The 22,801-nt window shown below is 70.1% G+C and carries 19 protein-coding genes; 9 read left to right on the plus strand and 10 right to left on the minus strand.

The window, feature by feature from the left end; all coding sequences use genetic code 11:
• Positions 1-5 precede the first annotated feature (5 nt).
• The gene (locus AB0N66_RS02790; RefSeq protein WP_365427583.1) at positions 6-1,121 is read right to left on the minus strand and encodes a mechanosensitive ion channel domain-containing protein; all 1,116 of its coding nucleotides are present in this window, start codon (positions 1,119-1,121) and stop codon (positions 6-8) included.
• Positions 1,122-1,243: 122 nt separating this feature from the next.
• On the opposite strand from AB0N66_RS02790, the gene AB0N66_RS02795 reads away from it, so the two are divergent.
• Positions 1,244-1,813 (plus strand): dienelactone hydrolase family protein, encoded by a 570-nt coding sequence (locus AB0N66_RS02795; RefSeq protein WP_365427586.1) that lies wholly within the window; start codon positions 1,244-1,246, stop codon positions 1,811-1,813.
• Between the two features lie 16 nt (positions 1,814-1,829).
• Here AB0N66_RS02795 and AB0N66_RS02800 read toward each other — a convergent pair whose 3' ends face one another.
• The 4 genes from AB0N66_RS02800 to AB0N66_RS02815 form a co-directional block, all read right to left on the minus strand.
• Entirely contained in the window at positions 1,830-3,500 is a 1,671-nt protein-coding gene (locus tag AB0N66_RS02800; RefSeq protein ID WP_365427589.1) for an alkaline phosphatase D family protein, read from the minus strand.
• A 147-nt stretch (positions 3,501-3,647) separates the two neighbouring features.
• Positions 3,648-4,460: a thioredoxin domain-containing protein gene (locus AB0N66_RS02805; protein ID WP_365427592.1), complete on the minus strand. Its 813-nt coding sequence runs from the start codon at positions 4,458-4,460 to the stop codon at positions 3,648-3,650.
• Between the two features lie 101 nt (positions 4,461-4,561).
• Complete coding sequence (locus tag AB0N66_RS02810; protein WP_365427595.1) at positions 4,562-5,251, minus strand: hypothetical protein; 690 nt, start codon at positions 5,249-5,251, stop codon at positions 4,562-4,564.
• A 231-nt stretch (positions 5,252-5,482) separates the two neighbouring features.
• Positions 5,483-6,811, minus strand: a complete 1,329-nt coding sequence (locus AB0N66_RS02815; protein WP_365427598.1) for a DUF2252 domain-containing protein — start codon at positions 6,809-6,811, stop codon at positions 5,483-5,485.
• Between the two features lie 314 nt (positions 6,812-7,125).
• Here AB0N66_RS02815 and dnaE point away from each other — a divergent pair, with 314 nt between their 5' ends.
• Positions 7,126-10,662, plus strand: coding sequence for a DNA polymerase III subunit alpha (gene dnaE / locus AB0N66_RS02820; protein WP_365427601.1), 3,537 nt, complete (start codon positions 7,126-7,128; stop codon positions 10,660-10,662).
• Between the two features lie 111 nt (positions 10,663-10,773).
• Here the strand turns inward: dnaE and AB0N66_RS02825 are convergent, their stop codons facing one another.
• Entirely contained in the window at positions 10,774-10,953 is a 180-nt protein-coding gene (locus tag AB0N66_RS02825; protein ID WP_365427604.1) for a hypothetical protein, read from the minus strand.
• A gap of 223 nt (positions 10,954-11,176) precedes the next feature.
• On the opposite strand from AB0N66_RS02825, the gene AB0N66_RS02830 reads away from it, so the two are divergent.
• The 4 genes from AB0N66_RS02830 to AB0N66_RS02845 all read left to right on the plus strand — a co-directional run bounded on the left by AB0N66_RS02830 (position 11,177) and on the right by AB0N66_RS02845 (position 15,207).
• Entirely contained in the window at positions 11,177-12,391 is a 1,215-nt protein-coding gene (locus tag AB0N66_RS02830) for an NYN domain-containing protein (protein ID WP_365427607.1), read from the plus strand.
• A 228-nt stretch (positions 12,392-12,619) separates the two neighbouring features.
• Complete coding sequence (locus AB0N66_RS02835; RefSeq protein WP_365427610.1) at positions 12,620-13,594, plus strand: ABC transporter ATP-binding protein; 975 nt, start codon at positions 12,620-12,622, stop codon at positions 13,592-13,594.
• Between the two features lie 97 nt (positions 13,595-13,691).
• Positions 13,692-14,516, plus strand: a complete 825-nt coding sequence (locus AB0N66_RS02840; RefSeq protein WP_365427613.1) for an ABC transporter permease — start codon at positions 13,692-13,694, stop codon at positions 14,514-14,516.
• A gap of 34 nt (positions 14,517-14,550) precedes the next feature.
• Entirely contained in the window at positions 14,551-15,207 is a 657-nt protein-coding gene (locus AB0N66_RS02845; RefSeq protein WP_365427616.1) for an AAA family ATPase, read from the plus strand.
• Positions 15,208-15,452: 245 nt separating this feature from the next.
• On the opposite strand, the gene ybaK is transcribed toward AB0N66_RS02845, so the two are convergent.
• The 4 genes from ybaK to AB0N66_RS02865 all read right to left on the minus strand — a co-directional run bounded on the left by ybaK (position 15,453) and on the right by AB0N66_RS02865 (position 19,575).
• Positions 15,453-15,953, minus strand: a complete 501-nt coding sequence (gene ybaK / locus AB0N66_RS02850; protein ID WP_365427619.1) for a Cys-tRNA(Pro) deacylase — start codon at positions 15,951-15,953, stop codon at positions 15,453-15,455.
• Positions 15,954-15,979: 26 nt separating this feature from the next.
• Positions 15,980-16,720 (minus strand): LON peptidase substrate-binding domain-containing protein, encoded by a 741-nt coding sequence (locus tag AB0N66_RS02855; RefSeq protein ID WP_365427622.1) that lies wholly within the window; start codon positions 16,718-16,720, stop codon positions 15,980-15,982.
• An 11-nt stretch (positions 16,721-16,731) separates the two neighbouring features.
• On the minus strand, positions 16,732-17,751 hold the full coding sequence (locus AB0N66_RS02860; RefSeq protein WP_365427625.1) for a hypothetical protein: 1,020 nt from the start codon (positions 17,749-17,751) through the stop codon (positions 16,732-16,734).
• A 243-nt stretch (positions 17,752-17,994) separates the two neighbouring features.
• Entirely contained in the window at positions 17,995-19,575 is a 1,581-nt protein-coding gene (locus AB0N66_RS02865; protein ID WP_365427628.1) for an oxidoreductase, read from the minus strand.
• A gap of 180 nt (positions 19,576-19,755) precedes the next feature.
• Here AB0N66_RS02865 and hisD point away from each other — a divergent pair, with 180 nt between their 5' ends.
• Genes hisD through hisB form a run of 3 tightly spaced genes read left to right on the plus strand, consistent with a single transcriptional unit; the run spans position 19,756 to position 22,798 of the window.
• Positions 19,756-21,102, plus strand: coding sequence for a histidinol dehydrogenase (gene hisD / locus AB0N66_RS02870; RefSeq protein WP_365427631.1), 1,347 nt, complete (start codon positions 19,756-19,758; stop codon positions 21,100-21,102).
• Complete coding sequence (locus AB0N66_RS02875) at positions 21,069-22,208, plus strand: histidinol-phosphate transaminase (RefSeq protein WP_365427634.1); 1,140 nt, start codon at positions 21,069-21,071, stop codon at positions 22,206-22,208. Before hisD ends, AB0N66_RS02875 begins: the two co-directional genes overlap by 34 nt.
• On the plus strand, positions 22,205-22,798 hold the full coding sequence (gene hisB / locus AB0N66_RS02880) for an imidazoleglycerol-phosphate dehydratase HisB (RefSeq protein ID WP_266503212.1): 594 nt from the start codon (positions 22,205-22,207) through the stop codon (positions 22,796-22,798). The genes AB0N66_RS02875 and hisB overlap by 4 nt, the downstream gene beginning before the upstream one ends.
• The last annotated feature ends 3 nt before the right edge of the window (positions 22,799-22,801 follow it).

The raw sequence follows: 22,801 nt of genomic DNA on the forward strand, positions 1-22,801 counted from the left end.
AGGAGTCAGCCTCTGCCCGGGCCCGTCCGCGGGGGCTCCGTGGCTCGGTCGCGATTCGGGCGCGGGGCCACGCCGTTGGTGTGGCCGGGGGGCAGCGTCGCGTCCGCCGTGTTGACGCGGGGGAGCGCGTAGGAGTGTTCCTCGGACAGCCAGCGGATCATCTGTTCGCGGACCGTGACTCGTACCGTCCAGATGTCGTCCGCGTCCTTGGCGGTGACCAGGGCGCGTACCTCCATGGTGTTGGGCGTCGAGTCCGTGACGGCCAGTCCGTAGTCGCGGCCGTCCCAGGCCGGGCACTCGCGCAGGATGTCCCGCAGTTGGTCGCGCATCGCCTCCACGGGTGCGGAGTGGTCGAGCTGGAAGAAGATGATGCCGGTCATCTGGGCGCTGCCGCGCGACCAGTTCTCGAAGGGCTTGGAGACGAAGTACGAGACCGGCATCGTGATCCGGCGTTCGTCCCAGGTCCGTACCGTCAGGAACGTCAGGGTGATCTCGTCGACCGTGCCCCACTCGCCGTCCACCACGACCGTGTCGCCGAGGCGCACCATGTCGCCGAAGGCGATCTGAAGACCGGCGAACATGTTGGCGAGTGTCGACTGGGCGGCGACACCGGCGACGATGCCCAGGATGCCCGCCGAGGCCAGCAAGGAAGCACCGGCCGCGCGCATCGCAGGGAACGTGAGCAGCATCGCGGCGACCGCCACCACGCCCACGATCGCGGAGACCACGCGCTGGATCAGGGTCACCTGCGTCCGCACCCGGCGGACCCGCGCCGGGTCGCGGTGGGCGTTCGCATAGCGCGAGTACGAGGTCTCGACGATCGCCGCGGCGATCCGCACGATCAGCCAGGCGGTGGACCCGATGAGGATCAGCGACAGGATCCGGCCGATGCCGGCCGAGTTGTCGCGGGCGATCTGGGCCTGGGCGTAGGAGCCTCTCAGCAGCGCGACGCACAGCACGAGCTGGAAGGGGATACGGGCGCGGCGAAGCAGGCCCCACAGCCCGGTCTCGCTGTGCCGGGCGTCAGCCCGTCGCAGCATGATGTCCACGGCCCACCCGATGAGCAGCGTGAGCACGACCGAGCCGCCGAGGACGATCAGAGGGCGCAGTACGTTCTCCATGCCTGAGACCGTAACCGGCTCGGGGGGCTCATGAACATGTGTTCTTTGCCGGGTCCGGGGTACCGCGTCGTCGGTCCTGACCCGATCGGGCGTTGTCCGTGCAGGCTGGCACCATGGTGCTCATGAACATCATGCTCTTTCACTCGACCTACGGGCTCCGGCCCGCGGTGCACGCCGCGGCGGACCGGCTGCGGGCGGCGGGCCACGAGGTGTGGACTCCCGACCTCTTCGAGGGGCGCACCTTCGAGACCGTGGAGGAGGGCATGGCCTTCAACGACGGGATCGGCAAGGACGAACTGCTCAGACGCGCCGTCCTGGCCGCCGCGCCCTACTCGGATCGCGGTGTGGTGTACGCGGGATTCTCGCTCGGCGCCTCCGTCGCGCAGACCCTCGCGCTCGGCGACGAGAAGGCGCGCGGACTGCTGCTTCTGCACGGCACGTCGGACATCGCGGAGAGCGCGTCGGTGGACGAGCTGTCCGTCCAGCTGCATGTCGCCGAGCCCGACGCGTTCGAGACGGACGACTGGCTGAGCTCCTGGTATCTGCAGATGCGCAGAGCCGGGGCCGATGTGGAGGTCTATCGGTACGCGGGTGCCGGGCACCTGTACACCGACCCCGACCTGCCCGACTACGACGCGGAGGCCGCCGAGGCCACCTGGAAGGTGGCGCTCGGCTTCCTCGACAGTCTGTGACAGCTCTTCAGGACCCTCACACCGGGTCGTACGTCCGCTCCACCTTCTGTGTGCCGCTGCGCGTGCGGTACGAACGGGCCCAGGACGAGGTCGCGTTCGCCTTCGTGCGGTCGGAGAGCACGTAGTAGTCCATCTGCGCGCGGTCGGCGGTGATGTCCAGGACGCCGTAGCCGTGGCGGTCGGTGTCGACCCAGTGGACGTGCCGGTTGGCGGCGCGGATGATCGGCGCGGCGATGGCCGAGACAGAGCCCTCGGGGACCTTGACGATGTCGTCGAGGTTGTCGGAGGTGACCGAGGTGACGACGAACTCGGTGGCGGCGGAGGCGGACAGCGGGTACGTACCGGCGTCGACCGGCACGTCGTTCGCCCAGGCCATGTGGATGTCGCCGGTCAGGAAGACCGTGTTGCGGATCGCGTTGGACCGCAGATGGGCCAGGATCTCGCGGCGGTCGTCCGTGTAGCCGTCCCACTGGTCGGTGTTGAGGGCCAGGCCCTCCTTGGGGAGGCCGAGCAGCTCGGCGAGCGGCCTGAGGAGATCGGCGGCGAGCGAGCCGATGGCGAACGGCGAGATCATCACCGAGTTGCCCACCAGGCGCCAGGTGGTGTCCGAGGCCTTGAGTCCCGACTTCAGCCAGTCGAGCTGGGCCCGGCCCGTGAGCGTACGGTCCGGGTCGTCGACCGAGCCGCTGCCGGTGGCCGCCTGCTGGGAGCGGAACGAGCGCAGGTCCAGCAGGGAGAGGTCGGCGAGCTTGCCGAAACGGAGGCGGCGGTAGGTGGTGCCCGCGATCGCCGGGCGGACCGGCATCCACTCGAAGTAGGCCTGCTTCGCGGCGGCCTGACGCGCCGTCCAGGCGCCCTCCGCGCCCTCGGTGTGGTTCTCGGCTCCGCCCGACCAGGCGTCGTTGGCGAACTCGTGGTCGTCCCAGATGGCGACGACCGGGGCGGCCACGTGCAGGGCCTGGAGGTCGGGGTCGGTCTTGTAACGCCCGTGCCGGGTGCGGTAGTCGGCGAGAGTGGTGATCTCGCCCGCGGGGGCGTGCGGGCGTACGACGGTGTCGCGGGTGCCGTACTCGCCGGTCGCGTACTCGTAGATGTAGTCGCCGAGGTGCAGCCAGGCGTCCAGGTCGCCGCGCGCCGCGAGATGGCGGTACGAGGAGAAGTAGCCCGCCTCCCAGTTGGCACAGGAGACCACGCCGAAGCGCAGGCCGGTCACGGCGGCGTCGGCCGCCGGGGCGGTGCGGGTGCGGGCGGCGGGTGAGTCGGTGCCGCCGGCGGAGAAGCGGAACCAGTAGTCGGTGGCCGGCCGCAGGCCGCGGATGTCCGCCTTCACGGTGTGGTCGGAGGCGGCCGACACAGTGGTGGAACCCTTGGCGACGATCGAGCCGAACGCCTTGTCCGCGGCGACGGTCCAGCTCACCTCGGTGTCCGGGCCGAGCCCGGAGCCGGGTACCGCCTCGGCGGTGGGCGTCACCCGGGTCCACAGCAGGATGCCGTCGGGCAGCGGATCGCCGGAGGCGACACCGTGCAGGAAGGCCGGGGCCTCGGTGGCGGCGCGGGCCGGGAGAGCGGCCGCGAGCGGCCCGCTGAGGACGGCGGTGGCGGCCGCGGCCTTGACGACCGTACGGCGGCGTGGGGCGCGGGAGTCGGCGGCGCCCGAGGAGTCGGATGATCTGAAGCGACTGGTCACGAGCGGTCAGGTTACCGACCAGTACAGGAAAGAGCGGGCGAACTCCGAAAAGTTCGCCCGCTCTTCGACTGCTGGACCCGTCAAGTCATCGGAGGGCCGGACCTGTTCAGGTCCTGGGCCTGCCGGGTGTCGAGCCTGCCGGACTCGTCAGGCCTTGAGCGCCGCGTCGATCGCCGTGGTGAAGTCGGCCACCGTCATCGGCGCGTTCTGACCGTCGGAACCGGTGAGCGTCTTACCGTCCATCTTCAGGGTCGGCGTGCCCTGCACCCCGCTGTCGTCGAACTTCGCCGACATCTCCAGCGCCCACTTGTCGTAGGTGCCGTCCTTGACGGCCGTCTGGAACTTGGTGTTGTTCTTCAGCGCGGAGACGGTGTTCGCCACCTCGATCAAGTACGAGTCGTTCTTGAACTTGTCGTCGGTCTCCTCGGGGTGGTACTTCGTCGAGTACAGCGCGGTCTTGTACTGGAGGAAGGCATCGGGGCTGACGTTCAGCGCGGCGCCCAGGGCGCTGAGCGCGTTCTTGGAGCCCTCACCGCTCAGGCTGTTGTCGAGGAACGTGGCGCCGATGTACTGGACCTTGTAGTCGCCGTCCTCGATGCCCTTGTCGACGGTCGCGCCGACGGTCTGCTCGAACTGGGCGCAGATCGGGCAGCGCGGGTCCTCGTACATCTGAAGGGTCTTCTTGGCCGTGCTCTTGCCGACGACCACGGTCGTGCCGTCCGTGCCCGTGGTGTTGGCCGGCTTGACGAGCTTGTCGTCCTTCGCGGCCTCCCAGTAGCCGGGCTTGTTGCCCTGCACGACCGCGTAGCTGATGCCGCCGGCTATCGCGAGGACGGCGACTATGGAGAAGGCGACGATGACCTGGCGCTTCACCTTGTCGCGCTTGGCCTGACGCTCGCGCTCGACGCGCAGGCGCTCACGGGCCGCCGTCTTCGCGGCCTTGCTGTTCCGCTGGCTCATATCGGTGATCTCCAGATGGGACGCGCACACGTGGTATGCCGTATGCGGGATACGTATGGGGGACTGCTGGTGCTCGGGTTCTGCCGCTCAGACGGGCTTGCTCACGCGAAAGCGACGGAGCTCGGCGGTCCGCGCCGACCCAGGGAGTGCACGAACAGGCGCGTGCGGGCGGTGGCCGTCCGGCGCGTGGGGCGCGGCAAGCGGCGTACGGGGGCGAGCAGTCGTACGGTCACCGCGGCGACCGCGATCAGCAGTGGCCGGAAGGTGGACGCGGCCGCCGCGCGCAGCAGTTGCTCAAGGGCTCGCTCGCCGCGGCGCAGCCAGGCGGCGGCGAGGAGGCCGACGCCGACGTGCGCGCCGAGCAGCAGCCAGGCGGCGGTCGGGTCGGTGTGGGTGAGCAGGGCCGCGGCGCGCTCGCCGCCGGTGCCGGTCACCCGGGTCAGCGGGGAGCCGACGGAGCCCCCGCCGCACAGCAGGTCGAGGCCGACCGAGCGCAGTGGGCCGGCGACCGGGCCGCCCGCCCTGCCGTAACAGACGTGCTGGCCCGCGGTGAAGACGGTGTCGGCGGCCAGCTCCAGCGGTATCAGCAAGGCCGCGATCCGTCCGAAGCCGCGCTCGCGGCCCCCCAGGGCGTAGGCGAGGACGAAGACGGCGGCGGCGATCGCGGCCACCGTCCCCATCGGCAGCGGGACCCGGGACAGCAGCACGTGCGACGCGGTGCTGAGCGTCACGACCATGGCCGTGAACAGCGCCGCGCGTACGGCTCTGAGCTGGGTCCCGGATATGTCCATAGCGGGGAGAGTGTGTCACGTGCTCCTGTAGGGGACCCCTAAAGGGTCCCTGTGAGTTAGGGGGTGTCGTTTGGATCACCCCGGGTCCGCGACGCCTGGCACGGCACCTCGCCGCGTTGTCGCATCACCCGAGTACGTCCAGTACGCAGGTCATGCTCCGCCTTGCGATGCACCGCACCATGCGCCGCGGCCTGATCCGAGGTGATCCAAACGACACCCCCTAGTCCCCCGCTACAGACCTGGAATCCGTCCGTTACGGAACAGGTCCACGAAGATCTGGTGGTCGGCGCGTGCGCGGGCGCCGTAGCTGTGGGCGAAGTCCACCAGGATGCCTGGGAAGGCGAGCTCGTCGGCCGCGATCGCCGCGTCGATGGCCCGCTCCGTGGAGAAGGGCACCAGCTCCGAGTGGCCGCTCTCGTCGTCCGCCGCCGCGTGCATCGTGGCCGTGGCCCGGCCGAGGTCGGCGACGACCGAGGCGATCTCCTCCGGGTCGTCGATGTCGCCCCAGTCCAGGTCCACCGCGTACGGCGACACCTCGGCGACCAGCTGGCCCGCGCCGCCCAGCTCGGTCCAGCCCAGCCACGGGTCGGCGTGCGCCTGGAGAGCGCGCTGCGAGATGACGGTGCGGTGGCCCTCGTGCTGGAAGTACTCGCGGATCGAGGAGTCCGTGATGTGCCGGGAGACGGCGGGGGTCTGGGCCTGCTTGATGTAGATCACCACATCGTTCTCCAGGGCGTCGCTGTTGCCCTCCAGCAGGATGTTGTACGAGGGCAGCCCCGCCGAGCCGATACCGATGCCGCGGCGGCCGACGACGTCCTTCACCCGGTAGGAGTCCGGGCGGGTCAGCGAGGACTCCGGCAGCGTCTCCAGGTAGCCGTCGAAGGCCGCCAGCACCTTGTAGCGGGTCGCCGCGTCCAGCTCGATGGAGCCGCCCCCGGGCGCGAAGCGGCGCTCGAAGTCACGGATCTCGGTCATCGAGTCGAGCAGTCCGAAGCGGGTCAGCGAGCGGGCGTCGCGCAGCGCGTCCAGGAGCGGGCCCTCGGCGGTGTCCAGCGTGAACGGCGGCACCTCGTCGCTCTTGGCGCCGGTGGCGAGGGCGTGGATCCGCTCGCGGTAGGCGGACGCGTAGGTGTGCACCAGCTCGGTGATCTGCCCGTCACTGAGCGCCTTGGCGTAGCCGAGCAGTGCCACGGATGCGGCGAAGCGCTTGAGGTCCCAGGTGAACGGGCCGACATAGGCCTCGTCGAAGTCGTTCACATTGAAGATCAGGCGGCCCTGGGCGTCCATGTACGTGCCGAAGTTCTCGGCGTGCAGGTCGCCGTGGATCCACACGCGTGAGGTGCGCTCGTCCAGGTACGGGCCGCCCCGCTTCTCCTGCTCCAGGTCGTAGTAGAAAAGGCCCGCCGTGCCCCGGTAGAAGGCGAAGGCGGAGGCCGCCATCTTGCGGAACTTCACGCGGAACGCGGCCGGGTCGGCGGCCAGGAGCTCGCCGAAGGCGGTGTCGAATACGGCGAGGATCTGCTCGCCGCGTTGCTCGTCGCTGAGCTGCGGGACCGACATCGCTGGGTGCCTCCTGGTGCAGGTGGTGCATGACGTGTGGGACAGGTGCGGGGACTGGCGTCCCGTCCACTTCCAACGTGCGACGGAAGGCCGGAGTGCCCGGATTTCCCCGACGAAGGTACGCGCTCGGTGCGCGAGTACCCGCATGAAGGTACGTGTGATCCGCCCACCCGTCACCCGGCCACCGCCCCTCATCGTGGCGCTTCGCGCCGCAGTACTCATCTCAAATGTCAGTGCCCCGGCATAGACTTCGACGCTGTCCGCCCAGACTGTCCGCAGCCTGTCGCCCAGCGTTTCCTCAGGAGGCCGAAGCCGTGTCAAAGCCGCCGTTCACGCACCTGCACGTCCACACCCAGTACTCGCTGCTGGACGGTGCCGCGCGGCTGAAGGACATGTTCAACGTCTGCAATGAGATGGGCATGACGCACATCGCCATGTCCGACCACGGCAACCTGCACGGGGCGTACGACTTCTTCCACACGGCCAAGAAAGCCGGCGTCACACCGATCATCGGGATCGAGGCGTACGTCGCCCCCGAGTCGCGGCGCAACAAGCGCAAGATCCGGTGGGGCCAGCCGCACCAGAAGCGCGACGACGTGTCCGGTTCGGGTGGTTACACGCACAAGACGATCTGGGCGGCGAACAGCACCGGCCTGCACAACCTCTTCAAGCTCTCCTCGGACGCGTATGCCGAGGGCTGGTTGCAGAAGTGGCCGCGCATGGACAAGGAGACCATCTCCAAGTGGTCGGAGGGCCTCATCGCCTCCACCGGCTGCCCCTCCGGTGAGCTGCAGACCCGGCTGCGGCTGGGCCAGCACGACGAGGCACTGAAGGCGGCCGCCGAGTACCAGGACATCTTCGGCAAGGACCGGTACTTCCTGGAGCTGATGGACCACGGCATCGAGATCGAGCGCCGGGTCCGCGACGGCCTCCTGGAGATCGGCAAGAAGCTCGGCATCCCGCCCCTGGTGACGAACGACTCGCACTACACGTACGCGCACGAGGCGACCGCGCACGACGCGCTGCTGTGCATCCAGACCGGCAAGAACCTCTCGGACCCGGACCGCTTCCGCTTCGACGGCACCGGCTACCACCTGAAGTCCACGGACGAGATGTACGCCATCGACTCCTCGGACGCCTGGCAGGAAGGCTGCGCCAACACGCTCCTGGTGGCCGAACAGATCGACACCAGCGGCATGTTCGAGGCCAGGAACCTCATGCCGAAGTTCGACATCCCCGAGGGCTTCACCGAGGTCACCTGGTTCCAGGAAGAGGTCCGCCTCGGCATGGAGCGGCGCTTCCCCGGCGGTGTCCCCGACGACCGGCAGAAGCAGGCCGAGTACGAGATGGACGTCATCATCCAGATGGGGTTCCCGGGGTACTTCCTCGTCGTCGCCGACTTCATCATGTGGGCCAAGAAGCAGGGCATCGCGGTGGGCCCGGGCCGTGGTTCGGCGGCCGGTTCGATCGTCGCCTACGCCATGGGCATCACCGACCTCGACCCGATCCCGCACGGTCTGATCTTCGAGCGGTTCCTCAACCCCGAGCGCGTCTCCATGCCCGATGTCGACATCGACTTCGACGAGCGCAGGCGCGTCGAGGTGATCCGGTACGTGACCGAGAAGTACGGCGCCGACAAGGTCGCCATGATCGGCACGTACGGAAAGATCAAGGCGAAGAACGCCATCAAGGACTCGGCGCGCGTGCTGGGTTACCCGTACGCCATGGGCGACCGGCTCACCAAGGCGATGCCCGCCGACGTCCTCGGCAAGGGCATCGACCTCAGCGGCATCACCGACCCCGCGCACCCGCGCTACGGCGAGGCCGGCGAGATCCGCGCGATGTACGAGAACGAGCCGGACGTGAAGAAGGTCATCGACACCGCCAAGGGCGTCGAGGGCCTCGTCCGGCAGATGGGCGTGCACGCGGCCGGCGTGATCATGTCCAGTGAGCCCATCGTCGACCACGCCCCGGTCTGGGTGCGGCACACCGACGGTGTGACCATCACGCAGTGGGACTACCCCCAGTGCGAGTCGCTGGGCCTGCTGAAGATGGACTTCCTGGGCCTGCGCAACCTCACGATCATGGACGACGCCGTCAAGATGGTGAAGGCCAACAAGGGCATCGACCTGGACCTGCTGGCCCTGCCGCTCGACGATCCGACGACCTTCGAACTGCTCCAGCGCGGCGACACCCTCGGCGTCTTCCAGTTCGACGGCGGCCCCATGCGCTCGCTGCTGCGCCTGATGAAGCCCGACAACTTCGAAGACATCTCCGCCGTCTCGGCGCTCTACCGTCCCGGCCCGATGGGTATGGACTCGCACACGAACTACGCCCTGCGCAAGAACAAGCTCCAGGAGATCACCCCGATCCACAAGGAGCTCGAAGAGCCCCTCGAAGAGGTCCTGGCCGTCACCTACGGCCTGATCGTGTACCAGGAGCAGGTGCAGAAGGCCGCCCAGATCATCGCCGGGTACTCGCTCGGCGAGGCCGACATCCTGCGCCGCGTGATGGGCAAGAAGAAGCCCGACGAGCTGGCCAAGAACTTCAGCATCTACCAGGCCGGCGCCCGCAAGAACGGCTACAGCGACGAGGCCATCCAGGGCCTGTGGGACGTGCTGGTCCCGTTCGCCGGATACGCGTTCAACAAGGCGCACTCGGCGGCGTACGGCCTGGTCTCGTACTGGACCGCGTACCTGAAGGCGAACTTCCCCGCCGAGTACATGGCGGGGCTGCTCACCTCGGTCAAGGACGACAAGGACAAGTCCGCGGTCTATCTGAACGAGTGCCGGCGCATGGGTATCAAGGTGCTCCCGCCGAACGTGAACGAGTCGGAGCAGAACTTCGCCGCACAGGGCGACGACGTGATCCTCTTCGGCCTCTCCGCCGTCCGTAACGTCGGTACGAACGTGGTCGAGTCGATCATCAGGAGCCGCAAGGCCAAGGGGAAGTACGGATCGTTCCCGGACTATCTCGACAAGGTCGAAGCGGTCGCCTGCAACAAGCGCACCACCGAATCGCTGATCAAGGCCGGCGCGTTCGACACGATGGGGCACACCCGAAAGGGCCTCACCGCGCAGTTCGAGCCGATGATCGACAATGTGGTGGCGGTCAAGCGCAAGGAGGCCGAGGGACAGTTCGACCTCTTCGGGGGCGGCGACGAGGACACCAGCGAGCCCGGCTTCGGACTGGACGTCGAGTTCACGACCGAGGAGTGGGACAAGGTCTATCTGCTCGCCCAGGAGCGGGAGATGCTCGGTCTTTACGTCTCCGACCACCCGCTCTTCGGCCTGGAGCACGTGCTGTCCGACAAGGCCGACGCGGGTATCTCCCAGCTCACCGGAGGTGAGCACTCGGACGGCGCGGTGGTGACCATCGGCGGCATCATCTCGGGCCTCCAGCGCAAGATGACCAAGCAGGGCAACGCCTGGGCGATCGCCACGGTGGAGGACCTCGCGGGCTCCATCGAGTGCATGTTCTTCCCGGCCACCTATCAGCTGGTGTCGACCCAACTCGTCGAGGACGCCGTGGTGTTCGTCAAGGGGCGCCTCGACAAGCGCGAGGACGTGCCGCGTCTCGTCGCGATGGAACTCCAGGTCCCGGACCTGTCGAACGCGGGCACCAACGCGCCGGTGATCCTCACCATCCCGTCGGTGAAGGTCACCCCGCCGATGGTGAGCCGGCTCGGTGAGATCCTCAGCCACCACAAGGGCGAGAGCGAGGTCCGCATCAAGCTCCAGGGGCCGCTGAAGACCACGGTGCTGCGGCTCGACCGGCACCGGGTGAAGCCGGACCCGGCGCTCTTCGGCGACCTGAAGGTGCTGCTCGGACCGGCCTGCCTGGCCGGCTGACCCGGCTGGTGATCGACATACGCGAGGGGCGCATCCGGATCCGGATGCGCCCCTCGCGGTGTGCCTGGGCGTCAACGGCCCAGCAGGGCTTCAACAGCCCTGCACCAGGCCTTAGTTGTGGCCGAAACGCTTCTGGTGCTTACGGGCGACATCAGCGGGGCTGCCCGGGGCCTGCGGCATCGGCGACTGCTGTGCCTCCGTCGAGGACCGCTGGGCCTGCTCCTGCGCACGCTCGGCCTGCGAGGAGCGGTCCTGCTCGCCGCCCTGCTTGCGGTTCTTGTTCTTGGCCATGGTGATTGCCTCCCGCGGGGGTTCTAGGGGCCAGGGCCGGGACCAGACTCACATAGGCTGAGAAGCGGCGCATTTCGGAGAATTACCGTGCGTAATAAGCCCTGTCGGAGCGTGATATCCCGATACGCCACGCCGAAGATCGAGTTCCGGCCGTTAACCTCCGCGTGGTCGGGCAGACTCGAAGGAAGCCCAAAGCAAACCTCCCGGAAAGAGGGTGGACCGCGTGGACCGCTGCATCGTCCTGGTGGACGCCGGGTATCTGCTCGGGGCTGCTGCCAGCCTTCTCGCCGGGGACTCGTCCCGCTCCCGGATCACCGTCGATCACGCCGCCCTCATCCAGGGCCTGCGCGAGCGAGCCGAGTCCGACACGGAGCGGCCGCTGCTGCGCATCTACTGGTTCGACGGCGCCCCCGACCGTGTACCCCAGCCCGAGCACCGCAGGTTGCGGGTGATGCCGCGGGTCACGGTGCGGCTCGGTGCCCTGACCCGGAGCGACGGGCGGTGGGCCCAGAAGGGCGTCGACGCCGCCATGCACGCCGAGCTGACCGAGCTGGCCCGCAACCGGGCCTGCTCGGATGTGGTCCTGGTGACCGGCGACGGCGATCTGCTGCCGGGCATGATGGCCGCCAAGGAGCACGGTGTCGCCGTACACCTGTGGGCCGTGCAGGCGGCCGACGGGGACTACAACCAGTCCGAGGACCTGGTGGCCGAGGCCGACGAGCGCCGCGTCCTCGACCGGGCCTGGATCACCAAGGCCGTACGCGCCAAGGAACTCGGCGGGGTCTGCGCGCCGCCCCCCGTGCCGCGCCCCGAGATCGCCGCGATCCTCTCCGCCCCGTTGCCCGAGTCGCACGGCGGCTCGGCCGAGCGACCGGCGCCGGAGACGGAGCACGCCTCGGCGGCCGAGTCCCCGAACGGCACCGAGGAGCGGGCGCCCGCGGCCAAGGGCGTGCCCACCCCGAAGGACCTGGCCGCGCTGCGCGGGCCCGGCACGCAGCCCGCCCAGCATCCCGCGAGCGCCACCCTGCGCTGGTCCTCCGACAAGGGCTGGGTCGAGCGCCCCGGGGGCACCGCCGAGTCCGCGGAGTCCGCCTCGCTGCCCACGCTCGCCCAGCTCACCTCGGCCGAGCAGCGCTGGGCGGACCGCGAGGAGGACATCACCACGGTCGGCGGCGATCCGTACGAGGTGGGGCAGGTCTTCGCACGCCGCTGGATGGAGCGGCTCACCGACCAGAGCCATCTGCAGAAGCTGTCCGTGATGTACCCCCGTGTTCCGCACCGGGTGGACGGCGAACTGCTGCGCTACGCCGCCCGCTTCGGGCTGCTCACACACAAGGACGACCAGATCGACGAGCACGACAGGTACGCGATCCGGGCGGGGTTCTGGCGCGAGATCGATGTGCGTACGGCGGCGGAACACGCGCCTGCGGTGGAGTGAGCGCAGGGCTGCGGGCCCGCTTTTGCCGACGGCTGGGAGGGCCCCCGCCGGCGGGGGGCCGAGGTCCCGGAACAGGCCTTTCGTGGGGCGGGCGGAGGACCGGCAGCGGCCCCGCTGCGGGGTGAGCCGAGGCCCCGGGCTCATATCGGGGCATCGGACCCCGTAGTCTCGTCCTTCGTGAGTACGCGCAGGGCAGGGGCAGTCCGGAACGGGCACAGGGGTGATGTCGTGTGCGCGGTGCGCGGGCTCACCAAGACCTACCCGGCCACGCGCGGACGACGCGGTACCGCCGGTACGCCGGAGGTGCGGGCCACGGACGGGGTACGTCTGGACATCCGGCGCGGTGAGATCTTCGGGCTGCTCGGGCCGAACGGTGCCGGCAAGTCGACCCTCGTACGGCAGCTGACCGGGCTGCTGCGTCCCGACAGCGGCAGCGTGGAGATCCTCGGGCACGACATCGTGCGCCACCCCGAGCGGGCGGCGCGGATCCTCGCGTACCTCGGTCAGGAGTCCACCGCCCTCGACGAGCTGACCGTGTCGCTCGCCGCCGAGACGACCGCCCGGCTGCGCGGGCTCGAACTCCGTGCGGCGCGGGCCGAGCGGGACGCCGTACTCGACGAGCTGGGTCTCACCTCGATCGCATCCCGCCCCCTGAAGAAGCTGTCCGGCGGTCAGCGGCGCCTCGCGTGCGTCGCCGCCGCCCTGGTGGGAGAGCGGCCGCTGCTCGTCCTCGACGAGCCGACCACGGCCATGGACCCCGTGGCCCGCCGGGCCGTCTGGGCGGCCGTCGACCGGCGCCGGGCCGAGCGCGAGACGACGGTTCTGCTGGTCACCCACAACGTCATCGAGGCCGAGACGGTCCTCGACCGGGTCGCCGTCCTCGACCGGGGCCGGGTCATCGCCTGCGACACCCCGGCCGGGCTGAAGGAGAAGGTCGCGGGCGAGGTGCGCGTCGAGCTCGTCTGGCGCGAGCGCGCCCCGCTGCATGTCCCCGAGGTCGCCGCGCTGCGCGAGCGCGCCGTCGAGTCCGGGAGGCGCTGGACCCTGCGGCTCGCCCCGGAGGAGGCCCGCGCGGTCGTCGCCACGGTCACCGGTGGCGCCGCCTTCGCCGCCCTGGACGATTTCACGCTGGCCACCCCGAGCCTGGAGGATGTGTATCTTGCGCTGGGTGGGGCCGCCACACAGGGGCTGGTGAAGGCGTGAGGGCGGGTGTCTTGAGTGTGCGGGGCGTGGAATCCGTACGGACTGTCGTGGGCCCCGAGAGAAGGACTGCTGCCGGAGTGAAGAGGAGCAGCTCGACGTGAGTGTCGTACCCGCTGAGGTGCTGCCGGGCAGTGCGCTGTCCGTGACCGGTGACGTCGCCGATACCGCCGAACCACTGGGGCCGCGGGCACGGTTGTGGCCGTCCATGGCCGCCGTGTACCGGGCGCAGCTGTCCCGGGCGCGCGTCGCGCGGATTCCGCTGCTGTTCGTGGCCACCTTCCAGTCCATCGGGATCATGGTCCTGATGCGGGGCGTGGTGGACGGTGGCGGCGAGGCGCAGGCCGTGGTGGCCGGGTCGGCGGTGCTGGTCGTGGCCTTCGTCGCCCTCAACCTTCTGGCCCAGTACTTCGGGCAGCTGCGTGCCAGCGGCGGGCTCGACCACTACGCGACGCTGCCCGTGCCGCCGGCCGCCGTCGTGCTCGGCGTCGCGGGCGCGTATGCCTCCTTCACCGTGCCCGGGACCATCGCCACCGCCGTCGGCGGCTGCCTGCTCTTCGGGCTGCCGATGGCCAACCTGTGGGTGCTCGTCCTGGTGATCCCGCTCGCGGGCGCCGCGCTCGCCGGGCTCGGGGCGGCGTTCGGACTGCTCGCGCCGCGACCCGAACTCGCCACGCTGCTTGGGCAGTTGGGGATGTCGGCGGCGCTGCTGCTTGGGGTGCTGCCGGCGGACCGGTTGCCGACGGTCGTGCAGTACGGGCGGGATCTGCTGCCCTCGACGTACGGGGTCGACGCTCTCGCGCGGACCTTCGACGCGCATCCCGACTGGGCTCTCGTCCTCGGCGACCTGGCCGTCTGCGCGGGTGTCGGGGTGGCTTCGCTGGCTCTCGCGACCTGGGCGTACCGCCGGGCGGCCGTCCGGTGACGCGCCTGACAGACGGGCCTGGCACGATGTCAGTGTGACCGCTCCGCTGACTCCGCCTCCGCCGCCGCATCATCAGCCCTCGCACGACGCCTGGCAGGTTCCGCCCGCCAATGGTGGGGTGGGGGCCGTCGGGTATGAAGACGACGGCCCTGGGATGAAGACCGAACTGCGTGAGGCCGCGGTGATCGCGGTGGCCGTGGCGCTCGGTGGGGTGCTGCTCGGGGTGCTGTGGTGGTGGCTGGCGCCGTCGGTGCCGCTGATCGCGGACGACACCACGGTGTACCTCAAGGACTCCGAGGGGGAGCAGGCCATCGGGGTCGACGGAACGTTCACTCTGCTGGCGCTCGCGTTCGGTGCGGTGAGTGCGCTGGTCGTGTTCCTGGTGCGGCGGCGTGGGGGTGTTCCGCTGGTGGTCGCTCTCGCGGTCGGGGGAGTGCTCGGGTCGCTGCTTGCGTGGCGGATCGGGATCTGGCTCGGGCCCACGCAGGATGTGGTCGCGCATGCCAAGGAAGTGGGCAAGGGGGTTACGTTCTCCGCGCCGTTGAAGCTCGGGGCGCATGGGGCGTTGCTCGCGTGGTCCCTGGCGGGGCTGGTCTGCCATATCGGGCTGACCGCGCTGTTCGGGCCGCGGGATCCTGATCCGTTTCTGAGCCCGTACGAGGCTGCGCCGCCTGTGCCGCCGGCGGGTTAGTCGTCCTGGGGGGCGGGCCTCGGGATTTTTCGCCTCCTCCGCCCCTTCCCGTCCCGTATCTGGGGGCTGCTGCCCCCAGGCCCCCGCATCGGCCTGGACGGCCTCGTCCTCAGACGCCGGACGGGCTGAAAGTTCTCACGCCGGGCGCCTGCCGTGGTTTGCCTTTCGGGTGCGCCATTTGCGTTTTCGGGTCTTCTTCGACATGCCTCTTGTGCTTAACCGAGGACGGGGCGTACGTCGAGGGGTCAGGCACGGCCGATGGGGGCGGACACCGCTTCTGTGAGGGTCAGGAGGTCGTCGGGGGTGAGTTCGACCTCCAGTCCGCGGCGGCCGGCCGAGACGCAGATCGTGGGGTGGGCGGAGGCCGAGGCATCGAGGACCGTGGGGAGCTTCTTGCGCTGGCCGAGGGGGGAGATGCCACCGCGGACGTACCCCGTGGTGCGCTCGGCCGCCGCCGGGTCCGCCATCGTCGCGCGCTTGCCGCCCACCGCCGTCGCCAGGGCCTTCAGGTCGAGGGTGCCCGCGACCGGGACCACCGCGACGACCAGCGCGCCGTCCACGTCGGCCACCAGCGTCTTGAAGACCCGCTCCGGCGAGACGCCCATCGCCTCCGCGGCCTCCTCGCCGTACGAGGGGTGCGCGGGGTCGTGCTCGTAGGCGTGCACCGTGTACGGGACGCCTGCCGCCGTCAGGGCCACGGTCGCCGGGGTGCCCCCGGCCTGCTGCTTCTTCGACTTCTTCGCCATCGGCCTTCTCGGATACGAAAGATGCGTCAGTTGAGACTCGTCGGGCCGCGCGTCAGGTCCGCCGCCGGCAACGACGGCAGATTACGGATGATCGCGGTCTCCGCGCGCAGGAGTTTCAGCTCCGCGCGCAGGCGGGCGGCCGTGTCCGGGGCCTGGAGCAGCTCCTGTTTCGCCGGAATGTCCAGCATCACGGCGGCCGCGACGAGGTAGGAGACGACCGCCGGCTCGTCCGGAAGATCGGCGCCGGTGGTCAGCGAGCGCTCCCGGGCCCCCGCCAGCCGCTTCTGGTACTGGCGGAAAGCCCGCAGGACGCCTTCGGCGAGCGCGCCGGCCTCCTCGCCGGGGTCCTCGGACAGCTCCTCCAGTTCGGCCGTGAGGAACTCGCCGGAGGTGTCGACCGAGAGCAGCCGCACGCGCGTGGTCCCCGTCGCCAGCACCTCGAAGCTGCCGTCGGCGCGCTCCCGGATGGTCGCCGCGTCCGCGACACAGCCCACCTCGTGGAAGGCCTTGGCAGGGTCGTCGCCGAAGCCGGCGGCGGGCCCGCGCCGGGGCAGGGAGGTCTGGTCCGGCATGCCGGGTGCGGTGGGCGCGGCCTCGTGGCCGTCGCGGATGGCGATGACGGCGAACCGGCGCGGTTCGTCCTCGGGGGTTTTCAGCAGGCTGCGCATCATGGCGCGGTAGCGCTCCTCGAAGATGTTCAGAGGAAGCACGAGCCCCGGGAACAGAACCGAGTTCAGGGGGAAGAGCGGGAGCCGGACGGTGGTCACGACGGGAGAGCCTAATGGTCTCCGGAGTGGGCGCGTCCGCACTGCTCACTCCGTGGATGCAGGGGCATGCCCGCGGCGACCTCCAGACGGACGCCGTCGCGCAGCTCCAGGAACTGGCCCAGGGGGTCGTCCGAGACCCGGTCCCAGGGGAACGAGGTCGCGTACGGGCCGATCGCACGCAGCTGTTCCAGGGCGTCCTGCCAGCGCTCCAGCCTGACCAGGACGTACGTGAGGAGGTTGCGGACCTCCGCGGGCCAGGCGTCGCCGGCGGTGTACGTCGCCGAGACCGCGATCGCGAGGTCGGCCGCCGCGTCGAGGCGCTCGCGCGGCACCACGGCACCGCCGCCCTCGGTCAGATACGCGAAGGCGGCGCGCACCGGCAGCGCCTGCACCAGGGAGCCGGGCAGCGCGTCCTGCGCGGCCCGCTCGGCGAAGTCGAAGCACTCGCGGTGCGAGCCGTACCAGGCGGCCGACAGATACCGCAGGGCGGCCACATGGCAGCCGTAGTGGTGCGGTGAGCGGCGTACGGCCTCGCCCCACAGCTTCCCGAACTCGGTGTGCCCGGCGTTCGTGCCGCGTGCCTGGTCGAGCGCGATCCGCCAGGGCACCGGATCGCGCGGGTCGCCCTCGGCGGCGGCGGCGATCAGCGGGCCGACCTCGCGCAGCAGCTCGACGCGGGCCGGGGACTCCCAGCCCCGGGACACCGCCAGCTCGGCCTTGATCAGCAGGGCGTCCGGGTCGTGCGGGGAGGCGTCCTGCCACTCCTGGAGCCACTCGTCGCGGGAGCGCGCGAAGGTGGCGAGACGCATCGCGTACCGGTCGCGGTTCTCCCACTCGGCGGCCTCGCGCGTGGTCGTGAGCAGCTTGGCCGCGGGGGCGTACTCGCCACGGCCCGCCGCGACGAGGGCGGGGCTGAGCCGCTCGTCCGGGGCGTCGAGCAGTACCTCCTCGTCGGCCGGCAGTCCGGCGGCGAGGCGCGAGGTGTTTCTGGCCATCCGGGCGGTACGGATGAACGCGCGCAGCAATGCCATGGTGGAGACCATTGAAAGCTGCAGGTGGGGGCTGTACCAGGGAGGTGCGGTGAAGCTTTCGTAACCGCTGATTGGTTGTACGGATAAGGGTAAAGGAGGAGTAAAAGGTGACTGTTGTTCTACTGTCAGTCAGCTGTCAGCCCTGGTGAGCGCGTCGCGGCACCTGAGCCGCACCTACAGCCCCACCCAAGCCCCACCCAAGCCCCACCCGAGCCCCACCCGAGCCCCACCCGAGCCGCACTCTCAGCCGCGCCGCAGCAGCCGTGTCGCCCCCGCCGCCACCGTCGTCGCCAGGATCCAGCCGAGCAGGATCACCACCGCGGCCAGCCACTGCCAGCCACCGCGCAGCTGCCAAAAGCCCACCTGGCCCAGGTCGATCACCGGAAGCAGCAGGTCCAGGGCGAACAGTGCCGGGTCCCACGGCGGATGTTCGCCGCTCTTGATCGGCGGATGGTCGGCATGCCGGAAGGCGATCGACGTCGCCGCCCACAGCACCGCCATCCACAGGGCGGCCCGCCCCGGCCGGTACCCGTAGGCGACCGTCCAGTCCTGCGCGTACCCCCAGAGCTTGGCGGCGAGCGGCAGCGTCTCGCGGCGGCGGCGCTGCTTGGCGAGCAGCACCTCGCGGGCGTCCTCGTCCTCGCCGGAGTTGCGCAGCACGGTGGCCAGGCGCTCGTACGGCTCCGGGTTGTACTCGGCGGTCGCCGCGGCCACCCACTCCAGGCGCCGGGTCAGCGGGAACGCGCCCTGCGGCACCAGGTTCTCGTAACCGAAGCCGCCCATGTGGAGGCCGCCGGGCCCCGGCCAACTGGCCGCTCTGTCGACCAGGTTGACCACCTTCGCGCCCGACAGCACCACCTTGCCGCGCTCCGGCTTCTCCCCGAGGAAACGCAGCTCGGGTGTCTGGACCCGGCGCAGCGACAGCTCCTGGTCGTCGTCGAAGGTGAAGCGGGCACCCTCCAGGTCCAGCGCGTCCCCGAACCGCCCGTCGTCCAGGCGGATCCCGCCCCGGCACTCGAACCGCTGCACCACCGTGCCGCGCGCCGGGGTGGTTCCGCCGGTCAGGATGGGATTGCCGACGGCGGCCGGGGTCAGGTAGAGCGTGCGGTTGACGGTCAGCTGTGGGGCGTTCAGCGCGAGGCGCGTGTACGGGTTGGTCAGCTTGCTGCCGCGCAGGCTGAGGGAGACGCCGACGGTGGCGCCGCGCAGGCTCAGCTCGCCGTGCGACTCCAGCATCTCGGCCTGGAGGTCCTGTCCCACGGTCATGCCGTCGCCGGTGATCGAACGCCCGCGCCGGTCCCGGTAGACCACGGCCTGGTTGAGCAGCAGATCCGTGCCGATGTGCGCGTCGGTGAGGCGTACGCCGTTGTGGAAGCGGCAGCGGGGCAGATGCAGGTCCCCCTCGGTGTGCAGGCGGACGGCCTCCAGCCGCGGCACCGAACAGTTCACCAGCCGTACGGTCTGGAACCGGGCCTCCGGCAACCGGATCTCCTTCTCGAACCGGCACCCCTTCAGTTCGACGTACGGCACCACGGTGCCGCCCGCGAGATCGAGCACGTCGGTGATCTGTACGCCGGTCAGTTTCAGGGAGGCGACGCGGCCCTGGAGTGCGGGCGGCCCGTCGAGCAGCAGCCAGGCCACGATCCGGGCCCGCACACTGCGCTCGGGACCCCAGGGATGGCCGCCGTGCGGGTCGTCGGCGATCGTGTCACCGCCGCGCAGGTCGTACACGGTGCCGTTGCGGAAGGACTGCCACATTCCTGCCTCGGCGGCGGTCAGTTCGTCCGGCAGGTCCCCATCACGGATGCCGGCACCCTCGCTCACGGTTTTCCCTTCCTCCCCAGCTCCACGCGTCCTCCCCAGCTACTCGCGGGTTTCGGACAACCGTTCAATGCCCGCTGGGTGACGCCTCGAACGCTAACGGTGAAGCTGATCTTCCACGGCTTGTATCAGCCATTGATACGGGCGTCCGACGCCTTATCGCCGTCTGAGAGAATTGGGCCTGTGATCTCCCGAATCGATCTGCGCGGCGACGCCCTCCCCGAGGGTTCCGCCCTGCGCGACCTGCTGCCCCGAGCCGACTTCGACGTCTCGGCCGCCCTGGAGAAGGTGCGTCCGATCTGCGAGGCCGTGCATCATCGGGGAGACGCGGCGCTGATCGACTTCGCGGAGAAGTTCGACGGCGTACGCCTGAAGCAGGTACGGGTCCCGGCCCAGGCGCTCAGCGACGCGCTGGAACAGCTCGACCCGGCGGTGCGCGCGGCCCTGGAGGAGTCCATCCGGCGCGCCCGGCTCGTCCACCGCGAACAGCGCCGTACGACGCACACCACCCAGGTCGTGCCTGGCGGCTCGGTCACCGAGAAGTGGGTGCCGGTCGAGCGGGTCGGCCTGTACGCGCCGGGCGGCCGCTCGGTCTACCCCTCCTCCGTGATCATGAACGTGGTGCCCGCGCAGGAGGCCGGCGTCGAGTCCATCGCGCTCGCCTCCCCGGCGCAGGCCGAGTTCGACGGACTGCCGCACCCGACGATCCTCGCCGCGTGCGCCCTGCTCGGCGTCGACGAGGTGTACGCGGCCGGTGGCGCCACCGCCGTCGCGATGTTCGCGTACGGCACCGAGTCCTGCCCGCCCGCCAACATGGTCACCGGCCCCGGCAACATCTGGGTCGTCGCCGCCAAGCGCTTCTTCACCGGAAAGATCGGCATCGACTCGGAGGCCGGCCCCACCGAGATCGCGGTCCTCGCGGACGACACCGCCGACCCGGTGCACGTCGCGTCCGACCTGATCAGCCAGGCCGAGCACGACCCGCTGGCCGCCGCCGTCCTCGTCACGGACTCCGTGGCGCTGGCCGACGCGGTCGAGAAGGAGCTGGAGCCGCAGGTCGCGGCCACCAAGCACATCGAGGACCGGATCGTCCCGGCCCTGAACGGCCGGCAGTCCGCGATCGTCCTCGTCGACGGCATCGACGAAGGCCTCCGGGTCGTCGACGCGTACGGCGCCGAGCACCTGGAGATCCAGACGGCGGACGCGGCCGCGGTCGCGGACCGGGTGAAGAACGCGGGCGCGATCTTCGTCGGCCCCTGGGCGCCGGTGTCGCTGGGCGACTACTGCGCGGGCTCCAACCACGTGCTGCCGACCGGCGGTTGCGCCTGCCACTCCTCGGGGCTGAGCGTCCAGTCCTTCCTGCGCGGGATCCACATCGTGGACTACACGAAGGACGCGCTGGCCGACGTAGCCCATCACGTGGTGACGCTCGCGGAGGCGGAGGACCTGCCCGCGCACGGCGCGGCGATCAAGGCTCGTTTTGGCGGAGCCGAACAATGGACGCGTGGTTGGAAGGTGCCCGGCAAGTGACCTTTGGAATTGACGACCTCCCCGTACGCGACGAGCTGCGCGGCAAGACCCCCTACGGCGCGCCCCAGCTCGACGTCCCCGTACGCCTCAACACCAACGAGAACCCGTACCCGCTGCCCGAACCGCTCGTCGAGCGGATCGCCGAGCGGGTCCGCGAGGCGGCCCGGAACCTCAACCGTTACCCCGACCGGGACGCGGTCGAGCTCCGTACCGAGCTGGCCAAGTACCTGACGAAGACCGGTAAGTACCCGGTCGCCACCGAGAACGTCTGGGCGGCGAACGGTTCCAACGAGGTCATCCAGCAACTGCTGCAGACCTTCGGCGGACCCGGCCGGACCGCGATCGGTTTCGAGCCCTCGTACTCGATGCACGCGCTCATCGCGCGCGGCACGGGAACGGGCTGGATCTCCGGCCCGCGCAGCGAGGACTTCACGATCGATCTCGCCGCCGCCGAGCAGGCCGTCGCCGAGAACCGGCCGGACGTCGTCTTCATCACCACCCCCAACAACCCCACGGGCAACGCGGTGCCGCCCGAGACGGTTCTCGCGCTGTACGAGGCCGCGCAGGCGGCGAAGCCGTCGATGGTGGTGGTCGACGAGGCGTACATCGAGTTCAGCCACGGCGACTCGCTGCTGCCGCTGCTCGAAGGTCGGCCGAATCTCGTCGTCTCGCGGACGATGTCGAAGGCGTTCGGTGCGGCCGGGCTGCGGCTCGGCTATCTCGCCGCACACCCGGCGGTCGTCGACGCCGTCCAGCTCGTACGGCTGCCGTACCACCTGTCGGCTGTCACGCAGGCGACCGCGCTGGCCGCCCTGGAGCACACCGACACCCTGCTGGGATACGTCGAGCAGCTGAAGGCCGAGCGGGACCGGCTGGTTGCCGAACTGCGCGCGATCGGCTACGACGTGACCGAGTCGGACGCCAACTTCGTGCAGTTCGGGCGGTTCGCCGACGCCCAGGAGGTCTGGCGGAAGATCCTCGACCGGGGCGTCCTGGTCCGGGACAACGGCATCCCGGGATGGCTGCGGGTCACCGCCGGAACTCCCGCCGAAAACGACGCGTTCCTGGACGCGGTACGTGAACTGAAGAAGGAGCAGAGCGCATGAGCCGCGTCGGAAGAGTTGAGCGGGTGACCAAGGAGACCTCGGTCCTCGTCGAGATCGATCTCGACGGGTCCGGCAAGGTCGATGTGTCGACAGGTGTCGGCTTCTACGACCACATGCTCGACCAGCTGGGCCGGCACGGTCTGTTCGACCTGACCGTGAAGACCGAGGGCGATCTGCACATCGACTCGCACCACACCATCGAGGACAGCGCCCTCGCGCTCGGCGCCGCCTTCAAGCAGGCGCTCGGCGACAAGGTGGGGATCTACCGCTTCGGCAACTGCACGGTCCCGCTGGACGAGTCGCTCGCCCAGGTGACCGTCGACCTCTCCGGCCGCCCCTACCTCGTGCACACCGAGCCCGAGAAGATGGCGCCGATGATCGGCGAGTACGACACGACGATGACCCGGCACATCTTCGAGTCCTTCGTCGCGCAGGCCCAGATCGCGCTGCACGTGCACGTGCCCTACGGGCGCAACGCGCACCACATCGTGGAGTGCCAGTTCAAGGCGCTGGCCCGTGCGCTGCGGTACGCCTCCGAGCGCGACCCGCGCGCCGCCGGCATCCTCCCGTCCACGAAGGGCGCGCTGTAAAGC

The sequence above is a fragment of the Streptomyces sp. NPDC093544 genome (assembly GCF_040683495.1).
GTDB lineage: Bacteria > Actinomycetota > Actinomycetes > Streptomycetales > Streptomycetaceae > Streptomyces.